General features: G+C 69.8%; 20 protein-coding genes. 5 read left to right on the forward strand and 15 right to left on the reverse strand.

Annotation, left to right across the window (positions count from 1 at the left end; all coding sequences use genetic code 11):
• Window positions 1–28 precede the first annotated feature (28 nt).
• The 6 genes from VME70_12815 to leuS all read right to left on the reverse strand — a co-directional run bounded on the left by VME70_12815 (window position 29) and on the right by leuS (window position 6961).
• Entirely contained in the window at window positions 29–1021 is a 993-nt protein-coding gene (locus tag VME70_12815; protein HTW21080.1) for a DNA polymerase III subunit delta, read from the reverse strand.
• Window positions 1009–2499, reverse strand: coding sequence for a ComEC/Rec2 family competence protein (locus tag VME70_12820; protein HTW21081.1), 1491 nt, complete (start codon window positions 2497–2499; stop codon window positions 1009–1011). Before VME70_12820 ends, VME70_12815 begins: the two co-directional genes overlap by 13 nt.
• A 122-nt stretch (window positions 2500–2621) precedes the next feature.
• Window positions 2622–2795 carry a hypothetical protein gene (locus VME70_12825; GenBank protein HTW21082.1) on the reverse strand — a complete coding sequence of 58 codons (174 nt, stop codon included), beginning with the start codon at window positions 2793–2795 and terminating at the stop codon, window positions 2622–2624.
• An 86-nt stretch (window positions 2796–2881) separates the two neighbouring features.
• Complete coding sequence (locus VME70_12830; GenBank protein HTW21083.1) at window positions 2882–3394, reverse strand: MarR family transcriptional regulator; 513 nt, start codon at window positions 3392–3394, stop codon at window positions 2882–2884.
• Between the two features lie 66 nt (window positions 3395–3460).
• On the reverse strand, window positions 3461–4390 hold the full coding sequence (locus VME70_12835) for a ComEA family DNA-binding protein (GenBank protein HTW21084.1): 930 nt from the start codon (window positions 4388–4390) through the stop codon (window positions 3461–3463).
• A gap of 90 nt (window positions 4391–4480) precedes the next feature.
• Entirely contained in the window at window positions 4481–6961 is a 2481-nt protein-coding gene (gene leuS, locus VME70_12840) for a leucine--tRNA ligase (GenBank protein HTW21085.1), read from the reverse strand.
• A 306-nt stretch (window positions 6962–7267) separates the two neighbouring features.
• On the opposite strand from leuS, the gene VME70_12845 reads away from it, so the two are divergent.
• The gene (locus VME70_12845) at window positions 7268–8506 is read left to right on the forward strand and encodes a L,D-transpeptidase family protein (GenBank protein HTW21086.1); all 1239 of its coding nucleotides are present in this window, start codon (window positions 7268–7270) and stop codon (window positions 8504–8506) included.
• A gap of 9 nt (window positions 8507–8515) precedes the next feature.
• Here VME70_12845 and VME70_12850 read toward each other — a convergent pair whose 3' ends face one another.
• The 5 genes from VME70_12850 to VME70_12870 all read right to left on the reverse strand — a co-directional run bounded on the left by VME70_12850 (window position 8516) and on the right by VME70_12870 (window position 12902).
• Window positions 8516–9088, reverse strand: coding sequence for a DUF1684 domain-containing protein (locus VME70_12850; protein ID HTW21087.1), 573 nt, complete (start codon window positions 9086–9088; stop codon window positions 8516–8518).
• 21 nt (window positions 9089–9109) lie between these two features.
• On the reverse strand, window positions 9110–10153 hold the full coding sequence (locus tag VME70_12855) for a glucose 1-dehydrogenase (protein HTW21088.1): 1044 nt from the start codon (window positions 10151–10153) through the stop codon (window positions 9110–9112).
• A gap of 50 nt (window positions 10154–10203) precedes the next feature.
• Window positions 10204–10905 carry a sterol desaturase family protein gene (locus VME70_12860; GenBank protein ID HTW21089.1) on the reverse strand — a complete coding sequence of 234 codons (702 nt, stop codon included), beginning with the start codon at window positions 10903–10905 and terminating at the stop codon, window positions 10204–10206.
• A gap of 16 nt (window positions 10906–10921) precedes the next feature.
• Window positions 10922–12115: a cellulase family glycosylhydrolase gene (locus VME70_12865; protein HTW21090.1), complete on the reverse strand. Its 1194-nt coding sequence runs from the start codon at window positions 12113–12115 to the stop codon at window positions 10922–10924.
• 82 nt (window positions 12116–12197) lie between these two features.
• On the reverse strand, window positions 12198–12902 hold the full coding sequence (locus tag VME70_12870) for a GntR family transcriptional regulator (protein ID HTW21091.1): 705 nt from the start codon (window positions 12900–12902) through the stop codon (window positions 12198–12200).
• Between the two features lie 114 nt (window positions 12903–13016).
• Here VME70_12870 and aroA point away from each other — a divergent pair, with 114 nt between their 5' ends.
• The 4 genes from aroA to efeB all read left to right on the forward strand — a co-directional run bounded on the left by aroA (window position 13017) and on the right by efeB (window position 18295).
• A complete protein-coding gene (gene aroA / locus VME70_12875) occupies window positions 13017–14315 on the forward strand; it encodes a 3-phosphoshikimate 1-carboxyvinyltransferase (protein ID HTW21092.1) in 1299 nt (432 codons plus the stop codon).
• Between the two features lie 215 nt (window positions 14316–14530).
• The gene (locus VME70_12880) at window positions 14531–15769 is read left to right on the forward strand and encodes an alkaline phosphatase family protein (protein HTW21093.1); all 1239 of its coding nucleotides are present in this window, start codon (window positions 14531–14533) and stop codon (window positions 15767–15769) included.
• Between the two features lie 49 nt (window positions 15770–15818).
• Window positions 15819–17015: an EfeM/EfeO family lipoprotein gene (locus tag VME70_12885; protein ID HTW21094.1), complete on the forward strand. Its 1197-nt coding sequence runs from the start codon at window positions 15819–15821 to the stop codon at window positions 17013–17015.
• Window positions 17012–18295 carry an iron uptake transporter deferrochelatase/peroxidase subunit gene (gene efeB, locus VME70_12890; GenBank protein HTW21095.1) on the forward strand — a complete coding sequence of 428 codons (1284 nt, stop codon included), beginning with the start codon at window positions 17012–17014 and terminating at the stop codon, window positions 18293–18295. The genes VME70_12885 and efeB overlap by 4 nt, the downstream gene beginning before the upstream one ends.
• A gap of 16 nt (window positions 18296–18311) precedes the next feature.
• On the opposite strand, the gene VME70_12895 is transcribed toward efeB, so the two are convergent.
• From VME70_12895 to VME70_12910, 4 genes are read right to left on the reverse strand one after another with little or no spacing between them, the layout of a single operon-like run.
• Window positions 18312–19988, reverse strand: a complete 1677-nt coding sequence (locus VME70_12895; protein HTW21096.1) for a peptide ABC transporter substrate-binding protein — start codon at window positions 19986–19988, stop codon at window positions 18312–18314.
• Window positions 19985–22042, reverse strand: a complete 2058-nt coding sequence (locus VME70_12900) for an ABC transporter ATP-binding protein (GenBank protein HTW21097.1) — start codon at window positions 22040–22042, stop codon at window positions 19985–19987. Before VME70_12900 ends, VME70_12895 begins: the two co-directional genes overlap by 4 nt.
• Window positions 22039–23001 (reverse strand): ABC transporter permease, encoded by a 963-nt coding sequence (locus VME70_12905; protein HTW21098.1) that lies wholly within the window; start codon window positions 22999–23001, stop codon window positions 22039–22041. Before VME70_12905 ends, VME70_12900 begins: the two co-directional genes overlap by 4 nt.
• Complete coding sequence (locus VME70_12910; protein ID HTW21099.1) at window positions 22998–23963, reverse strand: ABC transporter permease; 966 nt, start codon at window positions 23961–23963, stop codon at window positions 22998–23000. The genes VME70_12905 and VME70_12910 overlap by 4 nt, the downstream gene beginning before the upstream one ends.
• Window positions 23964–23974 lie beyond the last annotated feature (11 nt).

Genomic DNA, 23974 nt, shown 5'->3' on the forward strand with positions numbered 1-23974 from the left:
CGCACAGCGGGTTCAGCGCGGCGTCGGTCTAGCGCCCGCCGGAATGGCTGGCCGCCGCAGCCACCGCCAGCACCGCCCGCTCAACGGCGTACGCCGCATCGTCTGCCGCGCCTTTGAGGTCGGCGTCCGCGACGGCAACCGCCCGGATCGCTTCGCCCACCGACTCGGGCCGCCAGCGCCGCAGCCAGCCCTGAGCCCGGCGGACCTTCCACGCCGGCATCCGCAGCTTCGCCGCGAGCGCGTCCGGCGAGCCTTGACCGGCGGCACCGACCTGGGCGATCAGGCGCAGGTTGGCGGCGAGCGAGCTGCTGACCAGAACTGGGTCCAGGCCGGTCGCGAAGGCCCACCGCAAGGTCTCGAGGGCGGCCGCGGCATCCCCGTCGACGGCTCGGTCCGCGACCGCGAACCCGGTCGACTCGGCCCGGCCGCGGTAGTAGACGGCGACCTCCTCGACCGAGATCAAGCCACCGACGTCGGCAGCGAGCTGCATCGCCGCCGTGGACAGCTCCCGCAGGTCGGTGCCGATCGCGGCGACCAGCTCGGCGGCCGCATCGTGGTCGAGGCTGGCCCCGGCCGCCCGCACCTCGTCGACGACGAACTGCTCGCGGTCGCGCATCGTCTTGACCGGCGACACCGTGACGACGTGCGCCCCTGCGCCGCGAAGGGTCTCGAGCCCGGCCTTGCCCTTCACGCCCCCTGCATGCACGCCGATGATGCTCACGCCCGGCTCGGGGGACTGCGCGAACTCGGTGAGGGCGGCGACGAATGCCTTGTCGGCGTCCTGCAGGTTGCGGACCACGACGGGACGGTCTTCCGCGAACAGGGACGGGCCGAGGATTTCGGCCAGCTCGTCGACGCTGGCCTGCCCGGCATCGATCTCGTGCGAGGTGCTGATCACTTCGGCGGGCTCGTCTCCCGGCGAGGCAGCCGCGGCAGTCGCGGCGACCGCGCCGAGTGCTCTCGCCACTGCCCGGGAGACCAACAGCTCCTCGTCCCCGACGACGAGCGTCATGGCGGCCACCGGCCAAGAATGTCACGCGGCTGCGACGCCCGACCGACGTACCGACGGGCGATCGCGATCACGACGACCAGCCCGACGGCGACGACGGCCACCGGTGGTGCACCGGGCCAGCGCAAGCCGGCGCCGGGCAGCCCGGCCAACGAGCGCGCGACCAGCGCGATCACCGCGGTCGCCAGCGCGGCCAGCCATGCCACCGGCGGTGCCAGGACGGGAACAAGCGTCGCGAGCAACGCGCACACAACGCCGAGGATCGTGGCCGGCACGACCGCGGGCGCGGCGAGCAGGTTGGCCGGAACGGCGTACGGCGTCAGCTGGCCGAACGTCATCACCAGCAGCGGCGTGCAGGCCAGCTGCGCCGCGGCCGGCACCGCGATCGCCACCGCCAGCGGTCTCGGCATGTGCCGGGCCAGCCGATCCGTCCAGCCCGGCGCGACCAGCAGGAGCGCCGCCGTCGCGCATACGGACAGTCCGAACCCGACGGTGCGGGCGAGGAACGGGTTGACCAGGACCAACCCGAGCACGGCAAAGGCCAGCAGCCGGATCGGGCGCACCTTGCGGCCCACGGCCAAGACGAACAACGCGACTCCGCCCATCACTGCGGCCCGCAGCACGCTCGGCGAAGGCCTGGCCAGCACCACGAACCCGGTCAGCGCGGTTGCGGCGACGGCGATCCGCGTGCGGCGGCGTACGCCGAGAGCACGGGCGAGCGCGAGCGTCACCGCCAGCACGACGCTGACGTTCTCACCCGACACCGCTTCCAGGTGCGTGAGCCCGGTGAGCCGCATGTCGGTCTGTAACGACGGTGGAACGTCGGAGACGTCACCGTCAACGAGGCCGGGCAGCAGGCCGCGCTCGTCCACGGGCAGGCCGCCGCAGGCTCGGCGCAGCGCGGCCCGGGCCCGGCCGGCCAGGCGCTGCCACCACGGCGGCACCCCGATCGCGATCGGTGGCCCGCGGGCGTCGAGGACCGCGGCGACGTCGTCACCCCGCCGCGCCGCCTCGAGCCGACCGGTCAGCTCGACCCGCTGACCGGGTAGCAGCCCGGTCCACCCGTCCGAGTACGACAAGACCAGGATCGGACTGCTCGCTCGACGCCAGCCCTCCGCGTGCACCGACGTGGCGGTCGCATCGACGATGGTCAGCCCGACGGCGGCCGTGCTCGCGATCGGGTCGCGCACGAGTCGCGCAACCAGGTCGACATCGGCACGGTGGGCAGCGAGTCGCGCGACCGTGCTGGCGCGAAGGTCGTGCACATGCCACACCGCCGCGAGCGACCCCAGCAAGACGCCGAGCATGGACGCAACGACCAACGCCGCGACCGGCCCGGCCCGCGCGCGACCGACAACGCCGAGCACGGACGCCGCAGCCGCAACGGCCAACCCGGTCCGGACCGCGAGCAAGGTGCAGACAGCGGTCGACGACCAGGCGCCGACTGCGGCCGCGATCAACCTTCGGTCAGCGGTCGTGAGCTCAGGCACGCGGCGACGGTAGGAGCCTCGCGATCGAGCCGACCGGTCGCAGAAGCAACGGTGGACAACGCGGCCGGGAGCGAGATCTGTGGACCGCCCGGCAGGTTCCGCACGGGCCGCTCAGGCGGCCCCTATCCCCAGTTCCACGGGCCGAGGCCGGGCCGCCCTGCCGAGCGGCGGATCCGCTCGGCACGCGCGACCCTGCGCGCGAACGCTCGGCGCTTCACGCGCGTCTTCCACATGTACGCCGTGTAGAGAAGCGCACCGATGGCGATGCCGCCGATGATCAGGACATCGTGAAGCACGAGCACATCATGCCGCTCCTGAACACGGCGTCGCTGTCCGTCTCTCGCGGCCCCCGGCGCGCCAACCACGAGATGCCGCCGGGGGGTCAGGGTTCGTCGGGCTCGCCGGCCATTTCGTGCTTGATGTGGGCCAGCGCGTGCAGTCCGGCCCGAAGGCCGGCCAGCTGCTCCGCCGTGATCATCTGCACCAGCTCGGTGTCGACGTCATCAACGCCTGCAGCGGTCGCCCGCGCAGCCTCGCGACCGCGCTCGGTGAGCTGCACGACCGTCCGGCGGCGGTCGTCCGGGTGCGGCTCGCGGACCAGGTAGCCCCGCGCGACGAGCGTCTCGATCAGCTGGCTCGCCGCCTGCTTCGTGATGCCGAGCCCGCGCACCATGTCTCCGGCCGACCCGGCACGGTTCGCCATGCCGCCCAGCACGAAGGCACCGTTTCGTGGCAGGTCGTCCAGCCCTCGCGCGGCCAGGTGGCCGCGGATCGCGTTCGCGTAGGTCCCGCGGGCCGCGCGCATCAGCGCCGGCAGCGCAATGTCGTCCAGATCGTGCGGGTCGTGCGCCAGTCCGTGCGGATGTTCGCCGCCGGCAGCGGGGGGTTCGGCCATGACGAGCACAGTACGGCGCCTCCGCACACTGGTCAATTTGGTTGACCGTCAAGCCAGTGGACAGATCTATGGCGTCACCAGCGGTGACAGCTCGGCGTACCGGGCGGGGCCGATGCCGGGCACCTGCTGAAGCTGCGCGACGCTGCTGAACCCGTTGTGGGCATCGCGCCAGTCGATGATCTTCTGCGCGGTCACCGGGCCGACGCCGGGAAGCGTCTCGAGCTGGTCGAGCGTGGCGGAGTTCAGCCCGATCGGTGCCGGCGAGCCGCCGGAGCCGTCGACCCCGCCGGAGTCCGTGCCGTCGGTGGCCGTGCCGGATGTGTTCTGCACGCCGATCAGAAGGAGCTGGCCGTCGCTGACCCGAGCCGCGAGGTCGATCGTCGCCAGCTCGCGGTGGTGCAGCGGGCCGCCCGCCGCCGCGATCGCATCGGCCACCCTCGCGCCGACCGGCAGCGTCACGAGCCCTGGCTTGCGCACCCGGCCGCCGACATCAACGACGATCGAGGAGCCCGCATCGCTCGCCACGGGTGCGGGGTCGGACGGCTGGCCGATCGGGACCGATGCACCCGCGCTCGGTTGGTACGGGTCAGCCGGGCCGGCGGCGTGGTGACGGACCAGCAGCACGCCGGCCGCGACAAGAGCGACCAGGGCGAGCACGGTGCCCGCTGCCGCCCGGCCCGTGAGCCGGCCCAGCACGCCGTGCGACCAAGGCGGCGAGCGGTCGATCGCCCAGGCGCGGGCGAGCTCGCCGAACGGCGGTGGACCGGCTGGCCCACTCGACTCCACCCGATTCAGGTCCGCGGGCGCCGTGGTCGCGGGCGCTGCTTGTCGCAGGAGCGGGACGTCGCCGTCGGTCGGCGGCGGCGGGTCCAGATCGACCGACGACAGCGCGGGAGTCCAGCCGCTCGCGGGCCGGCCGAGTCCGAGCGCGGCCAAGCGTTCGCCGGCCCGCGCCCGATCGTCGGCCGTCGCTGCCGCCCGGCTCGATCGCACCACGGCGCGACCGTAGGTCGGTTCCCCGGCGCGATCTCAGCGTCGCGTCGTGCTGTGGAAGACCGCGCCTCGCGCCCGACTGGTGGACGCGGCTCAGGCAGCCACGACGTTGACCAGCCGCGGCGCGCGGACGATCACCGTCCGCACCTCACGGCCGGCCAGGGCGCGCGCCACGCCGGGCGCGGCCAGGGCGAGCTCGCGCAACGCATCCTCAGAGACATCCGCCGCGACGGTCAGCCGGTCGCGGACCTTGCCGTCGACCTGGACCACACACGTGACCTCGTCCTCGACCAAGAGCGTCTCGTCGTACCCCGGCCACTCGGCGAAGACCACCGAAGGAGCGCGGCCGAGCAGCGACCAGGCCTCCTCCGCGGTGAACGGCGCGAAGATCGACAGCATCCGCGCCAGCGCCTCGGCCGCCTCGCGGATCGCGGCGGCGCGCTCGGGCGTCGACAGCCCGCCACCATCGATTGCCTTGCGGACCAGCGAGGTCAGCTCCATCAACCGCGCGATCGTGACGTTGAACCGCTTGGTCCGCGCATGCTCGGTCGCGTCCGCGATCAGCTTGTGCACCGCGCGCCGGATCTCCGCATCGCCCGTCGTCGGGTCCGAGTCCATCGCGGCCGACCCGACGTCGCTGGCCACGCGCCAGACCCGGGCCAGCCACTTCACCGCGCCGGTGGGCGACACATCGGCCCAGTCGATGTCGTCCTCGGGCGGCCCGGCGAACAGCATGGTCACGCGCACTGCGTCCGGACCGTACTTGGCCAGCTCTTCCTGCAGGTTGACCAGGTTGCCCTTCGACTTCGACATCGCCGCGCCGTCCATGATCACCTGGCCTTGATTGGTCAGGCGGGTGAACGGTTCGGTGAACCCGACCATGCCCATGTCGTACAGGGCCTTGGTCAGGAACCGGGAGTACAGCAGATGCAGGATCGCGTGCTCGACGCCGCCGATGTACTCGTCGACCGGTAACCAGTCGGCGGTGCGCTGCGGATCGAACGCGGCCTGGGAGTCGTCCACCGACGGGTAGCGCAGGTAATACCACGCCGAGTCGACGAACGTGTCCATCGTGTCGGTGTCACGCGAGGCGGGGCCGCCGCACGACGGGCAGTCGACCTTCACCCACTCGGTCGCCGAGGACAGGGGTGACTCGCCGCCGGTGGGGCGCAGCTCGTAGCCCTCCGTCGGCAACAGCACCGGCAGCTGGTCGTCCGGCACCGGCAGCTCGCCGCAGGACGGGCAGTGCACGATCGGGATCGGGCAGCCCCAGTAGCGCTGCCGTGACAGCAGCCAGTCGCGCAACCGGTAGGTCACCGCCGGCTCGCCCTCACCGGCCGACTCCAGGTCCGCCGCGATCGCGGCGATCGCGTCGTCCTTGGTCATCCCGTCGTAACGCCCGCTGTTCACCAGCACGCCGTCACCCGTGGTTGCGACGCCCGTCTCGGCCGGGTCCGGCTCGCCGGTGTCCACGACCATCCGCACCGGCAGGTCGAAGACCCGCGCGAAGTCCAGGTCGCGCTGGTCGTGCGCCGGGACCGCCATGATCGCCCCGGTGCCGTAGTCAGCCAGGACGTAGTCCGCCGCCCACACCGCGATCCGCTCGCCGTTGACCGGGTTGATCACGACCCGGCCCAGCGGCACGCCGGTCTTGTCACGTCCCTCGCTCAGCCGCTCGATCTCCGTCGAGTGCCGCACCTGCTCCAGGTACGACGTGAACGCCTCGCGCTGCTCGTCCGCACACAGCTCACTCGCCAGCTCCGAGTCGGCGGCGACGACAAAGAAGGTCGCGCCGAACAACGTGTCGGGCCGGGTCGTGAAGACCCGGACCGGCTGGTCGCGACCCTCGATCCGGAAGTCGACGTAGGCGCCGGTCGAGCGGCCGATCCAATTGCGTTGCATCGTCAGCACCGGACCGGGCCAGACGCCGTCCAGCCCCGCCATGTCGGCCAGCAACCGCTCGGCGTACTCGGTGATCTTGAAGAACCACTGGGTCAGGTTGCGTTTCGTGACCTCGGTGCCGCAGCGCTCGCAGCGGCCGGCGATCACCTGCTCGTTCGCCAGGACGGTCAGGTCCTTCGGGCACCAGTTGACCGGTGCCGATTTCCGGTAGGCCAGCCCACGCTCGTACAACCGCAGGAACAGCCACTGGGTCCAGCGGTAGTACTCCGGGTCAGAGGTGTGCAGCCGGGTCCGCCAGTCGAAGGACATGCCCATCCGCCGGTAGCCCTCGGACTGGACCTCGATGTTGGCGTAGGTCCAGTCCCGGGGGTCCAGCCCACGGGCCAGTGCGGCGTTCTCGGCCGGCAGCCCGAAGGAGTCCCAGCCGATCGGGTGCAGCACGTCGTGACCGGTAGCGCGGGCGAACCGCGCGACCGCATCGCCGATGCTGAACGCCTCGGCATGACCCATGTGCAGGTCGCCGCTCGGGTAGCTGAACATGTCGACGACGTACGCCCGCGGGCGGGATCCGTCGTCGACCGGCTCGAAGACGTGCAGGTCGTCCCAGACCGGCAGCCACTTGTCCACGACGCCCAGCGGGTCGTATCCCGACTCGGGTGCGGCCTCACTCATCGCTGTCTCGCTCTCTCGTTCTCAACCGAGGGTCAATCGGAGCTTCCGGGCACAGAAAAGGCCCTCACGCAGGAGGGCCGCCGCGCTGACGTGGTGCGTAGTCAGCGCGGCCCGGGAAGGAGCAAGCAACGGGTCGCAGACACGAGAAGATCGTATCGCAACCGGCGCATCACGCCCGCCGATAACCCGACGGCCGTCAACCAAAGCGATCCCCGCAACGTCTCAATAACGAATGAACCGAGCGAGGGTGTCAACCGTCCGAGAAGGCGGAAGACCTCACATAGAGTGCAAGCGCGGGGGATGTTGATGGCTGGAGACCGGATGCGGGTCAACAGGTCGGCGGCGGGCGTCGCCGCCGCGCTTGCCGCCACCCTCGTGCTCGCCGGTTGCGGCGGCCACTCCTCGCCATCGGCCGCCGGCGGCGGCTCGAACCCCAGCAGCTCCGCGAGCCCGGTCAGCGCGACGCCGCTGAAAGTGGTGTGGGTCAAGCCGCACCACCTCTCCGCGACCGGTTCGATCCGCGTGCGGTTCGCGAAGCAGCTGACCTCGGCGACTCCGCTTCCGACCCTCACGCCCAAGGTGCCCGGCAGCTGGGCCCGCCAGGGCACGACCGCGGTCTTCACCCCGAGCCACGCCTACCCACCGGACACGACAGTGACGGTGAGCTACGTGAAGAAGTCGGGTACGACGAAGACCCTCGCGAGCGCAGCGACACCGACCGGCTCGCTGCTGCGCGCCGAGCAGATCCTCGCGCGGTTGCACTACCTGCCACTCACGACGACCGCTCCCACCCTGACCACCGCCGCCGACGAGGCCAACGCCGTATTCAACCCACCGGCGGGCACCTTCTCGTGGCGCTACCCGAACACCCCGTCCGTCATCAAGCAGGGCTGGTCGGCGGGCAAGTACGGGATCGTGGTCCGGGGCGCGATCATCGCCTTCCAGCACCAGCACGGCCTGCCGATCGACGGCACGGTCGGCATTCATACCTGGCGCGCGCTGATCAAGGCCGACCTCGCCGACAAGCTCGACCCGGACAAGTACAGCTACGTGACGGCGGACCTCTACCTTCCGCAACGCCTCTCGGTGTGGGTCGACGGCAAGACCGTGCTGACAAGTCCGGTCAACGGTGGCGTCGCGGCCGCGCCCACCCCGCTCGGGACGTTCCCGGTCTACGAGCGCTTCACCTCGACCACGATGCAGGGCACGAACCCCGACGGCACCAAGTACAAGGACCCGGGCGTTCCGTGGGTCAATTACTTCTCGGGCGGCTCCGCGGTGCACGGCTTCCCGCGCGCGTCGTACGGCTTCCCGCAGTCGGTCGGCTGTCTCGAGCTCCCGATCCCGACCGCCGCCGAGGTCTTCAAGCTGATCGACTACGGGACGCTGGTCAACGTCCACGGGCCCTACGTCAAGCCGCCGCCGGTCGCGACCCCCGCGCCGCCCAGCCCGTCACCGAGCTCGTCGAGCAAGCCGACGCCAACCCACTCCCCCAGCCCGAATCCCAGCTCGACGAAGTCGCACGCCAAAAAGCCCGCGCACTGACGCACGGCGCTAGCCCGGAAGCAGCTCGCCGCCGGTGACCTCGACCTCGAGGACGTTCCCCGGTGGCGCGAGCGGGCAGGCCCACGCCTCGTCGTACGCGCAGGAGGGGTTGTAGGCGAAGTTCAGGTCGACGACCAGCCGGCCATCCCGGCCGCCGAGGTCCGCACCCTTGACCGTGTCGAGCACGTACCGTCCGCCGCCGTAGGTGTCAGGGTTCGGGTCGCGCAAGGGCAGCCACACACCACCGCCGTAGGAGGCCAGCCACCACACGTCCAGTACGCCGATGCCGTCGAGCCCGACCCGGCCGATCCGCTCGAACGGCACGATGCCGTCCGTGCCGGTCGCGACCTCGATCCGCTGCGGAGCGACCGCGGTGTCCAGTGCGACGTCGAAGCGCAAGGCCGGGTCGTAGGCCGCGTGCCGCAGCACGGCACGACGGTTCGCCGAGGCCGGGTGCGCACGGAACAGCTGCTGGCGGCGCTCGCACCACATCTCGTGGGCGGCGACCGGATCCGGCTCGGCGCGGACGTCGCGATAGAGACCGAACACCTGCCGCCGCCAGTCGAGCACCTGCAGGCTCATGGTGGCGACCCTAGGCCGTCATCACGCGGTGAGGTCGACGACCACCTTGATGTCGTCGGGCTGGCGCTCGAGCGCCTTCGGCCAGTCCGCCATCGGCACCGTTCGCGTGATGATCTTTGCCAGCCACCCCTTGTCGGCCGCCGACAACGCATCGGCGGCCTGCGCGTAGTTGACCAGGCCGGCGTTGACCGATCCGAAGACCACCTCGTTGCTCAGCACCATCGACTTGTTGACCTCGTCGGTGGCGACGCCGACCTCACGCGTACCGGAGGAGATGCCGGTCAGGCAGACCACCGCGTCCGGCGCCGCCTTGCCGATGACGTCGAAGACCAGCTGCCCGATCCCGGTCGCCTCGATCACGACGTCCGGCGGGTGCGGCAGGTCGTCGACGGAGGTGACGTACGTCGCGCCGAGCTCGCGGACCATATCGGGCTTCGGGCCGTCGGTGACCCGGTCGAGCACGGTGACGTCGAGCCCGCGCTGGCGGCCGATCAGGGCAGCCAGCAGGCCGATCGGACCGGCGCCCGTGACCAGAGCCTGCTTCGGGGTCCACGCCGAGCGCCCGGCGATCTTGCCGACCTGGTCCCAGGCCTTCGCCACGACCGAGGTGGGCTCGAGCAGCACGCCGAGCTTGTCCAGCGACGCATCGAGCTTGATCCCGAACTTTGCCGGCACCCGCCACTGCTCCGAGCCGTAGCCGTCGTGGCCCTTGATGCCGCGCTCGGTGAACTGCCCGTTGCGGCAGAAGTCCCACTGGTCGCTGCCGCACGGCTCGCACGGCACCGGGTCCGGCCGGCGCACCACGCCGGCGATCAGGTCCCCTGCCGCGAACCCGGAGCCGGCCGGGGCATCGAGGACCCGACCGAGCGACTCGTGGAACAGCACGATCCGGTCGTGTCCCGCGGGCGCCTCGCCGTACCCCTCGACCGAGACCTCGACGTCGGTGCCGCAGATGCCGACGTACAGGCCTTGGACCAGCACCTCGCCGTCGGACTCGGGCGGCGGCCCGATCTCCTCTACCCGCGCGCTCGATACGTCGCCGGGCTTAACCGTGCACGCCTTCACGTCGGCTCCTTCGATGACCCCCGCTTGACGCTACCTACCCGGATCGCCGGCTAGGCAGTCGCGTCGACGCCGAGGGTGAACGCCGTCGGGGAAACCGGCACGGCGTCCTTGGCGGGGAAGGTCCGCAGCACGTGGTCCGCCACGTGCACGGTGACGCCGAACCAGTAGTTCTCGTTGCGGAAGTGGTGCAGCCGGTGCGCCCGCCAGATGTAGCGGTAGTACCAGTGCTGCGGCCGGTAGCTGGAGTGGATCAGGAAGTGCACCCACTCGTAGGTGAGGTACATCGCGTACGACGCGGCGATGCCGGTGAGGGCGAGCCGCAAGTCCGGAGTCACCAGCCAGAACACCAGCACCGCTACCGCGCAGGTCCCGATCATCACCGGTCGAGGCACCAGCACGAGGCCGAGCACCTTCGGATCGGCGTGATGCTGGCGGTGCCGGCGCGAGCTCAGCGGGTCGATCGTGATCGGCCCGAGGCGGCGCGGCTTCAGGTGCAGGACGGTGACATGGACGATCCACTCCGTGAACGGCTGGGCGGCCAGGATGATCGCGAGGACGCCGAGGTCCCACCAGCGCCAGCCACCCAAGGCGATCCGAACCGCCAGCGCGATGATGACCAGCGGGCCGAGGAAGCGTGCGCTGAAGGTCCGCGTGAAGATCCCGAAGGCACCGCGTAAATCCAGGCCGGGCGCGGTGTACGCGTCGGGCTGGGCCTCACGCCCGCGAACCACACCCAGCGCAGTGAGCGTCACGCGCCGATGGTCTCACCTATGCGCGGTGGCTTTGCTTGTCAGCTCGAAGATCCGCCTTGACGCGAACGCCGTACGGGCTGGTCGGCGCGCCCGCGAAGTTCTTCACCAATGCCAGGCAGTTGTTCCACGGGTTCCACGTCCATGCCAGCCAGCTCGCGCCGTGTGCGTCCGCCCAGCCGATCAGCGCCTTGTCGAACCCCGTGGAGCCCGAGTACTTCGGCAGGCAGTTGGCGGCGATCACCTGGTAGCTGGCGGTCAGGTCCGCGCCGAACTCCCCGATCACCAGCGGCACCTTCTTGGCAACCGCCGCCGGTGCGCCGTTGTAACAGGACACTGAGGTGCAGCCGCCGAAGGAGTACAGGTGGATCGACGCGGCCATCTCGTGGTCCGGGTCGGTCGGCTCGTAGCGCAGCCACTCGCCGAGTGACGACGCGAAGTTCAGGCCGCCGACCAGCACGATGTTGCGTGCGCCGGCCGAGCGAACGGCCTGGATCAGCTGGTTCATCCCGACCGCGGTGTACATCAACGGCCCGTTCTGCGAGTGCAGGACGCAGCCGCCGTCACGCCAGCACTTCCAGGCCGAGCTCGACAGGGACTGGTTCATCGGCCAGGGCTCGTTGAACAGGTCGAACAGCACGGACCGGTTGCCCTTGAACGCCGCGGCCACCTGCGACCAGAACGTCACGCTGTGCGCGTCCGGCATCTGCTCCTGGAACAGCGACGACTCGTTGCCGGGCGCGCTGTTGTGCAGGTCGAGGATGACCGCGAACCCGTGTGCGTTGAGCTCGCTGACGTACGCCTCGATCGCATGCTGGTAGCTCGCCCCGCCGTACTGCGGTTTGACTCCGCCGATCCCGAGCCAGCACTGCTCGTTGAGCGAGACGCGTACGGCGTTCGCGCCGCTCCACTTCGCCATCGCGACGACGTGCGAGGTCGGCACCGAGGTGTTCGTTGCGGTGTCGACGTCGAAGATCCCCCAGCCCTCGATGCAGGCGTACTCGGCACCGGAGTTGTTGAACCCGAGCAGCCGAACCCGCTGACCCTTGGAGTTGGCGAGGTGATTGCCGACGACATGCAGCGGCAACGCTGCGTGCCCCTTGGGCTTGGCCGCGTGGTGGGACGGGAACGGCAGTGCGGCGCCGGCCGAGGGCACGGCGATGCAGATTGCCGCCAAACCGGCCGCTGCGACCCCCCGCCGCCATCGACTCATAGGAAATTGGTCGGATCGGCACGAACGCCGCTGTGTACTCCGAACGGCTCCGAAGGCGGGCAAACGGGTGCTACCAGCGAGCTCAGCCCGCGGGTGCCGCTTCGCCGGCTTCCGCCTTCGGCACCGACAGCCGCGCCGCGGAGGCATCCATGTGCAAGCTGATCAGCCGGTCGGCGGCCGCCACGTCGCCGTCGCGAAGCGCGTCGAGGATGCGCTGGTGCTCGGCGACGACGTCCGAGCCGCTCTCGTAGAACGGTTCCAGCCGGATCAGGCACAGCCGGGTCTCGGCCAGCAAGGTGCGGAACATCCGGGTCAGCCGCGGGCTGCCCGCGGCCTCGACCAGGGTCTGGTGGAAGGCAAGGTCCTCGGTGATGACGGCGTTCCAGTCGAGCCCGGGGACCGCCAGCCGGTCGACGATCGACTGGAGTGCCGCGAGCGCGCCGCCGGGCATCTGCTGGGTCACGATGGCGGCGGCGGCGCGCTCGATCACCCCACGCGCGAGGTAGACGTCGCGCGCATCGTCCTGGTCGAGCTGGACCACGAACACGCCACGGTTGCGCTCGGCGCGCAACAGGCCTTCCTGGATCAGCCGCTGCATCGCCTCGCGAATCGGGCCGCGACTGACCCGCAGCTGGCGGGCGAGCTCCATCTCGGACAGCTGCGCATCGGCCGGAAAGGTGCCGTCGAGGATCTCCGCCCGCAGCCGGTCGGCGATCAGCGCCGGCGTGCTCTGCAGATGGAGCGGCTCGAGCGAACCCGCACCCGAACCCGAACTCGGAGTCGACACCGCTCACCCTCTTCCGGCCACGGCGCCCGACCCCGGCCCGCGACGGCGGATTGCCTACAATGAGACAACTATGGTAGCCGGGGTGCAGCGGTCGCGACCGCGCTCGACACGGCCGTGAGCGAGCCCACCGCACCGGCCCCACCCGACCCGGCCACGCTCGAGGTCACCGGCGGCACGCCGCTTCGAGGCCGGCTGCGCATGCCCGGCGACAAGTCGATCTCGCATCGGGCGATCCTGTTCTCGGCGCTCGCATCCGGAACGAGCACGATCAACGGCCTGTCGGATGGCGCCGACGTCCGGCACACGCTGGCCGCGGTCGAATCGCTCGGTGCCACCGTCGAGCTCACCGATGCCGGCGTATGCATCGAAGGCGGCCGGCTGCACGCGAGCGGCCAGGTGATCGACGTCGGCAACTCCGGCACCGGCATCCGCCTGCTCGCCGGAGTCGCCGCCGGGCTCCCCGGGCGCACCGAGCTCGACGGCGATGCGTCGATCCGCTCCCGGCCGATGGACCGGGTCGCCGAGCCCCTACGGCTGATGGGCGCAACCGTCGGCGGGCCGGCCGCGGGACGGTTCGCGCCCCTCGTCATCACGGGCGGCTCGCTTCACGGCATCGACTATTCGAGCCCGGTCGCGTCCGCTCAGGTGAAGTCCGCGGTCCTCATCGCCGGGCTGGCGGCCGACGGCGTAACCGTGGTCAGGGAACCGGCGGTGAGCCGGCGGCACACCGAGGAGATGCTCGCCGCGCGCGGCGCGGACGTGAGCATCGAGGGCACGACCGTCAGGCTGCGGCCCTCATCACTGCACGCGCTCGACGAGTCGGTGCCCGGCGACCCGTCCCAGGCCGCGTTCTGGATTGCCGGCGCGGCCGGCGTCGCCGGCAGCGAGATCACCGTCGAGGACGTCTACCTGGGCCCGGCACGCGACGGCTTCCTCGACGTCCTCCGGCGGATGGGGGCCGACATCGACATCGATGCGACCGGCGGCAGCGCCGCCACGATCTCGGTGCGCGGTCGCTCGCTGGTCGCGACCGAGGTTGCACCCGATGAGGTGCCCGGCCTGGTCGACGAAATCCCCGCGCTCGCCGTGGCAGCCGCCCTCGCGAGCGGTACGACGGTGATCCGCGGTGCCGGGGAGCTCCGCGTCAAGGAGTCCGACCGGTTGGCGACGATCACGCAGCTGCTGACCGGCTTCGGCGTACCGGCCGTCGCCGAGGGCGACCGGCTCACCATCACCGGCGGTGCGCCGCTTCGGGCCGCCACGGTCGACAGTCACGGCGACCACCGGATCGCGATGGCGGCGGCGATCGCGGCGACCGCTGCCACCGGGCGCTCGACCATCACCGGCTTCGAGGCGGTCGCGACCAGCTACCCCGCGTTCGCCGCGGACCTCGCCATCTGCACCGGCGCCTGAGCCCCGCCCGTTTCAGCACACAACCGCCCGCGGTTCGTACCGCTTTCGGCGCCGCTGAAGCGTTGTGCGCTATCCCCGAGCTTCGGTTGTGTGCTGAAGCGGGCATCCCGGCCGCATCGTCGGACTGTCCTGTTGTCTTGTTGTCTGCAATCTGTTAGTTTCCCGCCGACGAGCGCCCTCGATCAGCCCGAGCAGAGGAGCCTGCTGTGCCCAACATGCTGTCCAGATCCCGACTCGCGACGGTCGCGACCGCCGGCCTCGCACTCGTGGTGGGGCTCGCGATCGCGATCCCGAACGCCACTGCGACCGGTGCCGGATCCCGGCCGGCAGCGGCCCATCCGGCCGCGGCGTTCAAGCAGCCGCCGATCAAGCACGTGTGGATCATCGTGCTCGAAAATGAATCCTTCGGATACACGTTCGGAAAGGCAGGCGAAGCCCAGGCGCCGTATCTCACCAAGACCTTGACGGCGAAGGGTGCGCTGCTCACCCACTACTACGGGATCGGGCACGACAGCCTGGACAACTACACGGCGATGATCTCCGGGCAGAACTCGAACTACGAGCTCGGCCAGGACTGCGGCCTCTACGAGCCGTTCATCCAGTTCGGCGGAGAGAACTACGACAAGTGGACGCCGAAGCTGCACCAGCTGTCGGGCGAGGGCTGCGTCTACCCGAAGTACGTCAAGACCGTGGTCAACCAGCTGACCGCGAAGGGCCTGACCTGGAAGGCCTACGAAGAGGACATGGGCAAGATCCCGAGCCGTGACAAGACGGTGAAGACGGCGAACGGCCCGGCCTGCGGGCACCCGAAGCTCGGTGGGGTCGACCTCACCGACTCGACGTCACCGAAGAACGACAGCTACGCGACCCGGCACGACCCGTTCATGTACTTCAAGTCGATCACGGGCGACCCGGCGTACTGCGACAGCCACGTTCTCACGATGAGTCCGCTTACGAGCGACCTGAAGAAGATCTCGACCACGCCGAACTACTCGTTCATCACCCCGAACACCTGCGCCGACGGGCACGACACCCCGAAGTGCCAGGACGGTCGCAAGGGCGGACTGCCGCGGGTCAACGACTTCCTGAAGAAGTGGATCCCGACCATCATGGCGTCACCGGCATACAAGAAGAACGGCATGATCGTCATCAACTTCGACGAGTCCGGCTCCGACGAGGACGCCACGGCGTGCTGCGGCGAGCACGACAGCCTCGGCTACTCCGACCCGTCGCACCCCAACATGAACGAGCCGGGGCTCTACGGTCCGGGTGGTGGCCGGGTCGGTGCGGTCGTCCTGTCGCGCTACATCAAGCCCGGCACGGTCAGCAGCAAGCCGTACAACCACTTCTCGCTGCTGCGGACGATCGAGGACATCTTCGGGCTGTCCCACCTCGGCGATGCCCGGCAGACGAAGGTCGTATCGTTCGGCGCGGACGTCTACACGAAACGCTGACAATCCACCCGCCGTCCGGTTCCGGACGGCGGAAGCAAGGCAGGCAAGCGTGCGGCAGGCAAGAGCGGCAGTGGTGACGGCGGCGTTCGCCGTCACCACTGCCGTCTCCGCATCCGGCCCGGCCAGCGCCGCTGCGAGGCACCCGAGCGGCGAGCTGATCAAGGTGAGCACGACAACGTGCGCACCGAGGTGGTGGGCACCGAACTCCGGTCGCCGGCACTTCCGGATCGCGAACCGGTCCGCCGAGTCGCTGACGATGTACCTGTTCCACCCGCAGACTGACCGGATCGTGGCCGCGGCAAAGCGGATCAAGCCGCACTCGACCCGCCGGATCGCGGTCCGCCTGAGTCGGGGCGAGCACCTGCAGTGGGGCTGCTACCTCGCCGGCCGGCCGTCGCGCGTCTCCGACGTCGAGACCGTCCCGCTCGAGCACGTGTACGGCGGCCACGGCAAGCCGATCGTGCCACTCTCCCGCGACGAGCTGGTGCCCGCGATGAAGGCCTACCGGGCGTACGTCGTGCGCGAGCTCGGCCTGCTCACCACGCAGACGTCGACACTGATGGCCGACCTCGGCAGCGACGACGTAGACGCGGCCGAGAGCGAGTGGCTGGTCGCTCACCAGACCTGGTTGCGGATCGGTCAGGACGACGGCGCCTACAGCGCATTTGGGGCGCTCGGCCGCAAGATCGACGGCACGACCGCGGGCTTGAACGGCGGCACCTCCAGCCCGCAGTTCACCGGCTTTCACCGGATCGAGTGGGACCTCTGGACCGACCAGGACGTGAGCGCCGCGGCGGCGGACAGCCAGGTGCTCGTCAAGGACGTCGGCCGGCTGACGGGACGGCCGATCGCCAAGTGGCTGCCCTACGACCTGGCCGGCGTGAGCGGGCTTCCCTTGCGCTGCCACGAGATCCTCGAGGACGCATTGCGCGACTCGCTCAGCGGCGAGGACGACTACGGCAGCGGCACGAGTCTCGCGTCGGTGCACGCCGACGTGGCCGGAACGCGCGAGTTCCTCACGCTGCTCGGCTCGCTGCTCAAGCCCCGAGCCCCGCACCTGGACACACACGCCCGGGCCGCGCTGTCCCGCCTGGACCGGACGCTCGACGCAACCAAGTCCGACGGCAGCTGGGTCGCCGTCACTGACCTGCCGCGGCGCCAACGCGAGGCGGTCGACTCCGCAACCGGTCACGCATTGAACGTCCTGGCGCCCATTCCTGACCTGCTCACGATCGGCAAGTCATGACGATCGACCGCCGTCAGTTCCTCGGCCGCAGCGGCCTCGGCGCGGTGGCGGCAGCTGCCGTGCTCGGAGCGCTGGATCCGGCCGCCGCGAAGGCCGCGACGAGCGGCCGCCGGGAAGGTGAGCGCGACGAGGCGCCAGAGGTCCCCACCGTTCGGGACCCGGCGGCGCACCTGCCCGCCGTACCGTTCCACGGCCTGCACCAGGCGGGCATCATCACGACTCCCCAGCCAGCTGCGTGCTTCGCCTCCTTCGACGTCACCGCCGGAGACCGCAAGGAGCTGCGCGAGCTGTTCCGGGAGCTGACCAACCGGGCCCGGTTCCTCACGGCCGGCGGCACTCCACACAACCTCGGTGCCGGCGCACCGCCGGCGGACAGCGGCACGCTCGGCCCGATCGTCCCGCCGGACGGCCTCACCGTCACCGTCGGTGTCGGCTCGACGTTGTTCGACGACCGCTACCGGCTTGCCGCCGCGAAACCGCGCCACCTCACGCCGATGCGGTCGTTCCCCAACGACAACCTGGACCCGGCGCAGACCGGCGGTGACCTGCTGCTACAGATCTGTGCGGGCAGCGCCGACACCGCGATCCACGCCCTTCGCGACATCGCCAAGCACACCCGCGGCGCGATGGCGGCGCGTTGGCGGATCGACGGGTTCATCTCCCCTTCGCGGCCCTCGGGCGTGCCGCGCAACCACCTCGGCTTCAAGGACGGCATCGCCAACCCGCGGGTCGACGACTCTTCTGTCGCGCGCCAGCTGCTGTGGGTCGAGCCCGGCCACGGCGAGCCCACGTGGGCGATCGGCGGCAGCTACCACGTCTGCCGGGTCATCAAGATGTTCATCGAGTTCTGGGACCGGGTCTCGTTACACGAGCAGGAGACGATGATCGGGCGGTTCCGTACGAGCGGTGCTCCGCTGGACGGGACCAAGGAGAGCGACATCCCCGACTTCAGGGCGGATCCGGACGGCAAGGTGATCCCACTCGACGCCCACATCCGGCTGGCCAACCCGCGCACCCTGCGCACCGAGCCGAGCCGGATCTACCGCCGGGGCTACAACTACGACCGTGGGATCGACCTCAACGGCAACCTCGACATGGGCCTGGTCTTCAACTGCTTCCAGCAGAACGTGAGGCGGCAGTTCGAGGCCACCCAGCTCCGGCTGGTCGGCGAGCCGATGGTCGACTACGTCAGCCCGGTGGGCGGCGGCTACTTCTTCGCGTTGCCGGGCGTGCGCAACGACAAGGACTGGTACGCCCGCCGGATGTTCCAGTCGTCGTAGCGGGGACCGCGAAGCATCAGGTCGCGCCCGGCGCCAGCCGGATCGAGGTCTGCCCGTCGCAGGAGAACTGGTTGAACCACCCGTCCGGCGACTGGATGATGTCCTGCCAGCGCGGGTTCCACGCCTCGAGCACGTCGAGGTCCTGCAGCACGATGTAGGGCCGGGCGTTCGCGACGATCTCCTGCATCCGGTAGACGATCTTGCGCCGCTTGGCGACGTTGGTCGTGGCGCCCTGCTCCTTGTACAGCTTGTCGTACGTCGGGTTGCAGTAGCCCGAGTCACTGTTGTCGTACCACTGCGAACAGGTCATCGCGTCGAGGATGTACGTCGGGTCGATGAACGTGTCCCAGCCCCACATCGCCAGGTTGAACTTCCGGTAGTGATCCGCGGTCAGGTCGTCGTTGAGCGCGTCGTCGTCGGTGTACTGGAAGCTGAGCTTGACCCCGATCTTCTTGAAGTCGTTGGTCATGATCTGGCCGGTCCGGATCCCCTCACCACCGTTGTCGGTGGATAGATACACGGTGTACGACATCTGATGCCCGTCGGCGACCCTGACCCCGCCCGGACCCATCTTGTAGCCGGCGGCGTCGAGCAGCTGGTTGGCCTTCGCGATGTCGTAGGGCAGCGGCTTGACCGCCGGGTCGTACCACTTCCCTGATGCCGGCGGAACGATCGACTGCGCGGCCTGCGCGTACCCGAGGTAGGCGACGCGATCGATCGTGTTGCGATCAGTGGCGTACTCGAAAGCCTTGCGGACGTTGGGGTTCAGCAGCTCTCGGTGATTGGTGAGCTTCGGGTTGGTGTTGATGATCAGGTCGTTGAACGCGACTGCGGGCAGGGCGATGATCCGGAAGCCGTTCTTCTTGAGCGGCCGGACATCGGTCGGCGGAAGGTTGGGGTCGCCCGTCGCGGCATCGACTTCGCCCGCGCGCATCGCCGCGACCAGCGCATCGTCGTTGGAGAACAGCTCGACCCCGAAGCCCGCGATGTGGGCCGGCGGCCCGTAGTAGTGCGGGTTACGGGCGAAGACGATCGCTTCGTTGTAGGTGTACTTCACGAAGATGAACGGTCCACCCGAGACGATCGGATGACCGGAGGTCGGCGTGTTCGGGATGCTGTGCAACGCCTTGCCGTTGCCCACGGCGTACTTCGCCCAGACATGCTCGGGCAGCACAGGAATCTGCTCGAGGTTCGCGAGCGCGTCACCTTCGGGCTTCTTGTAGGTGACGACGAGTGTGGTCGGGTTCGGCGCGACCGCGGTGAGAACCCCCGCGACCGCACTCGCCCACAACGCCGCTGCGCCCTTGTGCAGGCGCACCATCGTCGAGATCGTCCACGCCGCATCCTGCGCGGTCAGCGGCTTGCCGTCGGACCATTCGGCGTCGGGCCGCGTGGTGAAGGTCCAGGTCCGGCCATGGTTCGACAACACCCACTTCGTCGCGAACGCAGGCTCGAAGTCGAGGGTCTTGAGGTTGTACTGGATGATCCGCGGATACATGTCGCTCTGCGTGTCAAGTGCGAGCTGGTCGTCGGTGATCCAGGGGTTCATCGAGTTGATGATCGAGATGGTGCCGATCCGCAGGAAGCCTCCCGGACCAGGGATGCCGGGGTCGTTCAGTGAGACTCCGCGGTCGCAGCCGGCGAGCAGCATCGCCGCCGCCAGCACCGCGAAAGCGGTCCGCCGCGCCCTCACGTCGCCACCGTCCCGGCGACCTGCAACAGGACGCATGCGGCCGAGTGCCCCTCCGCGACCGGCAGCAGCGGTGGGTCGACGTCCCGGCATTCGGGCACTGCGAGCGGGCAACGCGGCGCGAAGCGGCACCCGGGTGGGATCGCGGCGGCGTCGGGGATCTCGCCCGAGATCACCGTCGGCCGGCGGTCGCCGCCGCGAACGACCGGCACCGCGTCGACGAGCGCACGGGTATAGGGGTGCCGCGGGGCGGCCACCACGTCGGCGGCCCGGCCTTGCTCGACGATCCGGCCGAGGTACATCACGGCGATCCGGTCCGCGTAGTGGGCGGCCGTCGACAGGTCGTGCGTGATCATCACGATCGACACCGACTGGGTACGCCGCAACGTGTCGAGCACCTCGAGCACCTCGGCGCGCACCGAGACATCCAGCATCGACACGGGCTCGTCTGCGACCAGGATCGCCGGGTTCATGACGAGCGCGGCAGCGATCGCGACCCGCTGGCGCTGACCGCCGGACAGCTCGTGCGGGAACCGGCCGAGGAACAGCTCCGGGGGATCCATCCCCACCTTCGACAGTGCTTCGGCGGCGAGACGCTGCCGCTCCTTGCGACCGCTTCCGATGCGGTTCACGCGCAACGGCTCGTCGAGGATCGCGCGCACCCGCATCCGCGGGTCGAGGGACTCGTAGGGGTCCTGGTAGACCAGCTGCACGGAGTGCCGGAGCCGCCGGCGGGCCTTGCGATCCATCCGCGACAGCTCGTGGCCGGACACCACCACCGTGCCCGCACTGGTGCTGACGTTGCCGACGATCGCGTGTGCGGTGGTCGTCTTGCCCGATCCCGACTCACCGACCAGAGCGACCATCTCTCCCGGCACGAGCCCGAGCGACACCCCGTCGACGGCACGCACGATCTCTCTCGGCCGGCCGCGGAGCAGCTTGCCGAGACTTCGCCGGCGCGGGAACCGAACCGCGATGCCGTCGAGCTCGAGCGCGGGATCCCCGGAGGACACCGGCTGGACGGGGACCTCCGCGCGGGCCGCAGCGTCGTCCGCGGAGCCGGGCAAACCTGCCGCCGCAGGCGCTCCGGGACCGGCCAGGTGACAGGCCGCTTCCCAGCTCGCGCCGACCCGGAGCAGGACTGGGCGCTCGTGGTCGCATCGGCCGAAGCGCACGTCGCAACGCGGAGCGAACGCGCAACCGAGGACCTCGTGGTCCAGCCGCGGCGGTGCACCCGGGATCGCTCGCACCGACCGGCGGTCGTAGAGATCCGGGATCGCGGTGAACAGCTGTCGCGTGTAGGGGTGCTCCTGGCGCTCGGCGATCGAGCTCACCGGCCCGGACTCGACGATGCGCCCGGCGTACATCACCGCCAGCCGCCCGCAGGTCGAGGCGGCAGCGGCCAGGTCGTGGGTGACGAGGATCAGAGCGAGGTCCAGCTCGTCGCTCAGCCGACGCAGCAGGTCGAGGATGCTCGCCTGTACGACGACGTCAAGCGCGGTGGTCGGCTCGTCGGCGAGCAGCACCTTCGGCTCACAGGCGAGCGCCATCGCGATCGCCGCGCGCTGGCGCATCCCGCCGGAGAGCTGATGCGGGTAGGAGTGCTCGATCGCGGCCGGGAGACCGACCAGCGAGAGCAGCTCACGCGTGCGCTCGCGCGCTGCGGTGCCGGTGTCCGTGTCGTGCACGCGCATCGGCTCGCAGATCTGCCAGCCAACGGTGCGGACCGGGTTCAGCGCATTCATCGCGCCCTGGAAGACGGTCGCGATGTCGCGCCAGCGCCATTCGTCCGTCCCGCGTTCACCGCGAGAGAGCAGGTCCCGGCCGCCCAACCGGACCGTGCCACGAAGCGACGCGCTCGGCGGGAGCAGCCCCATCAGCGCAAGAATCGTGGTCGTCTTGCCGGACCCCGACTCCCCGACGATCGCCAGCCGCTCACCCGCATCGAGAGCGAGGTCGACGCCCTGGACCGCGTGCAGCTCGCCGTTCGGCAGGTCGAAGAAGACCTCGAGGCCCTCGACCTCGAGCAGGTGGTCGCCTCCGGTCGGGGCGCTCATGTGGCGTCCTTCCCGAGGCCGACCAGCGGTCGCAACCGCCAACTACGGAAGGCGAAGTGCGAGATCCGCAGCCGTGGGTTCAGTGCGTCCTCGAGCGCCTGGCCGAGCAGGTAGCAGCCGACGATGACGGCGGCGATGCAGATGCCCGGCGGCACGACGGTCCACCATGCGCCGTAGCTGACCGCGGTGCGTTCGTTCGCGTGCTCGAGGATGATCCCCCAGCTCGTGCCGTTCGGGTCGCCGAGCCCGAGGAAGTCCAGCGAGGTCTCGTCGAAGATCGCGATCGCGACGCTCAACACCGTGTTCGCGATCAGCAGCGGTGCGACCTGCGGCAGCACATGGCGGAAGATCGTCGTGGTGTGGCCCGCGCCGATCGTCCGCGCGCGCCGGACGTACACCCGCTCGCGCACGCTCTTGACCTCGGCCCGGACGATGCGGGCGGTCGAAGTCCAGAGCAGCAGGCCGATAACCAGGATCACGTGCGAGAGGCTCGGTCCCCACAACGTCGCGACGACGATCATCAGAACGAGGTCGGGCACGACGAGGAAGTAGTCGGTGATGCGCATCAGCAGCATGTCGATCCAGCCACCGAAGTAGCCGGACAGTACGCCGATCACGCCACCGACACCCATCGCCACCGCGGTCGCCGCCGCACCCACGATCAGCGAGACCCGGCCACCGACCAGCACCAGGCTGAGGACGTCGACGCCGCCGTCGTCCGTCCCGAACCAGTGCTTCGCCGACGGACCGGCATAGACCGGGCCGCTCGGGTTCTGGGTCGAGTGCGGCGCGATCCACGGTGCGATGACCGACAGCACGATGAAGAACAGCAGGATTCCGAGCCCGACCGCGGCCGACGGACGCTGCCTCAGCAACGACGTGAAGCTCTTCAGAGCACGCTTCGGTCCAGAACCCTGCACCGGCACCGTCTCGGTCGGTGCAACCGCGACGTCGGTCACTGGGAGATCCTCGGGTCGAGCTTGAAGTAGAGCAGGTCGGCGAGCAGGTTGAACAAGACCACCGACACGGTGAACAGCAGGAAGCCACCCTGCAACATCGGGTAGTCGCGCTGCACCACGGCCTGGTACAGCGCGGAGCCGATGCCCGGCCACGAGAAGACCACTTCCATCAGGATCGCTCCGGCAACGATCGAGCCCAGCGACAGCGTGACCAGGGTGACGATCGGCAACATCGCGTTACGCAGCGCGTGCGACCACATCATCCGGCCACGCCCGATTCCCTTCGCGCGCGCGGTGAGCATGTAGTCCTCACCCAAGGTTTCGAGCAGCGCCGACCGAACGATCAGGGTGTTGCCGCCGTACAACGTCAGGACCAGGGTCAGCGCCGGCAGCACCATGTGCGCGGCGATGTCGTCGAGGTGTTGCCAGAACGGTGGCGGAGTGACGGCGAACGGGTTCGACGCACCCGCCGTCGGCAGGTACTTCGAGAACGCGATCAGCAGGACCAGTGCGATCCACTGGGTCGGCAGCGCGTAGAGCACGATCGCCGCGTTGGTGCTGATCTGGTCCCCGATCGACCCGCGCCGCCAGGCCGAGTAGACCCCGGTGGCGATGCCGACGATCAACGAAAGGATCGTCGCGATGGTGACGACGGGGATGGTGTTCTCCAGCGCAAGCCGGAGATTCTTGGAGACCGGTTGCTGGTTCGCGAAGGAGTTGCCGAGGTTGCCGTGCGCGAGCTGCTTCAGGTAGTCCCAGTACTGCCGGCCCAATGACTGGTTCAGACCGAACTCCGCGCGCAGATGTCGCTTGAGCTGGATCGAGGCGTCGGGGATCCGGGCCAGGTTGGTTACCGCTGTACCCGGAAGGACCCGGAAGAGCAGGAAGTTCAGCGAGATCGCGACGAAGATCGTCACGATCGTGAACGCCACCCGTTTGATGACGTACTCGGTCCAGTTCACGGGCCGCCTCC

Source organism: Mycobacteriales bacterium (genome assembly GCA_035504215.1).
In the GTDB taxonomy this organism is placed as follows: domain Bacteria; phylum Actinomycetota; class Actinomycetes; order JAFAQI01; family JAFAQI01; genus DATAUK01.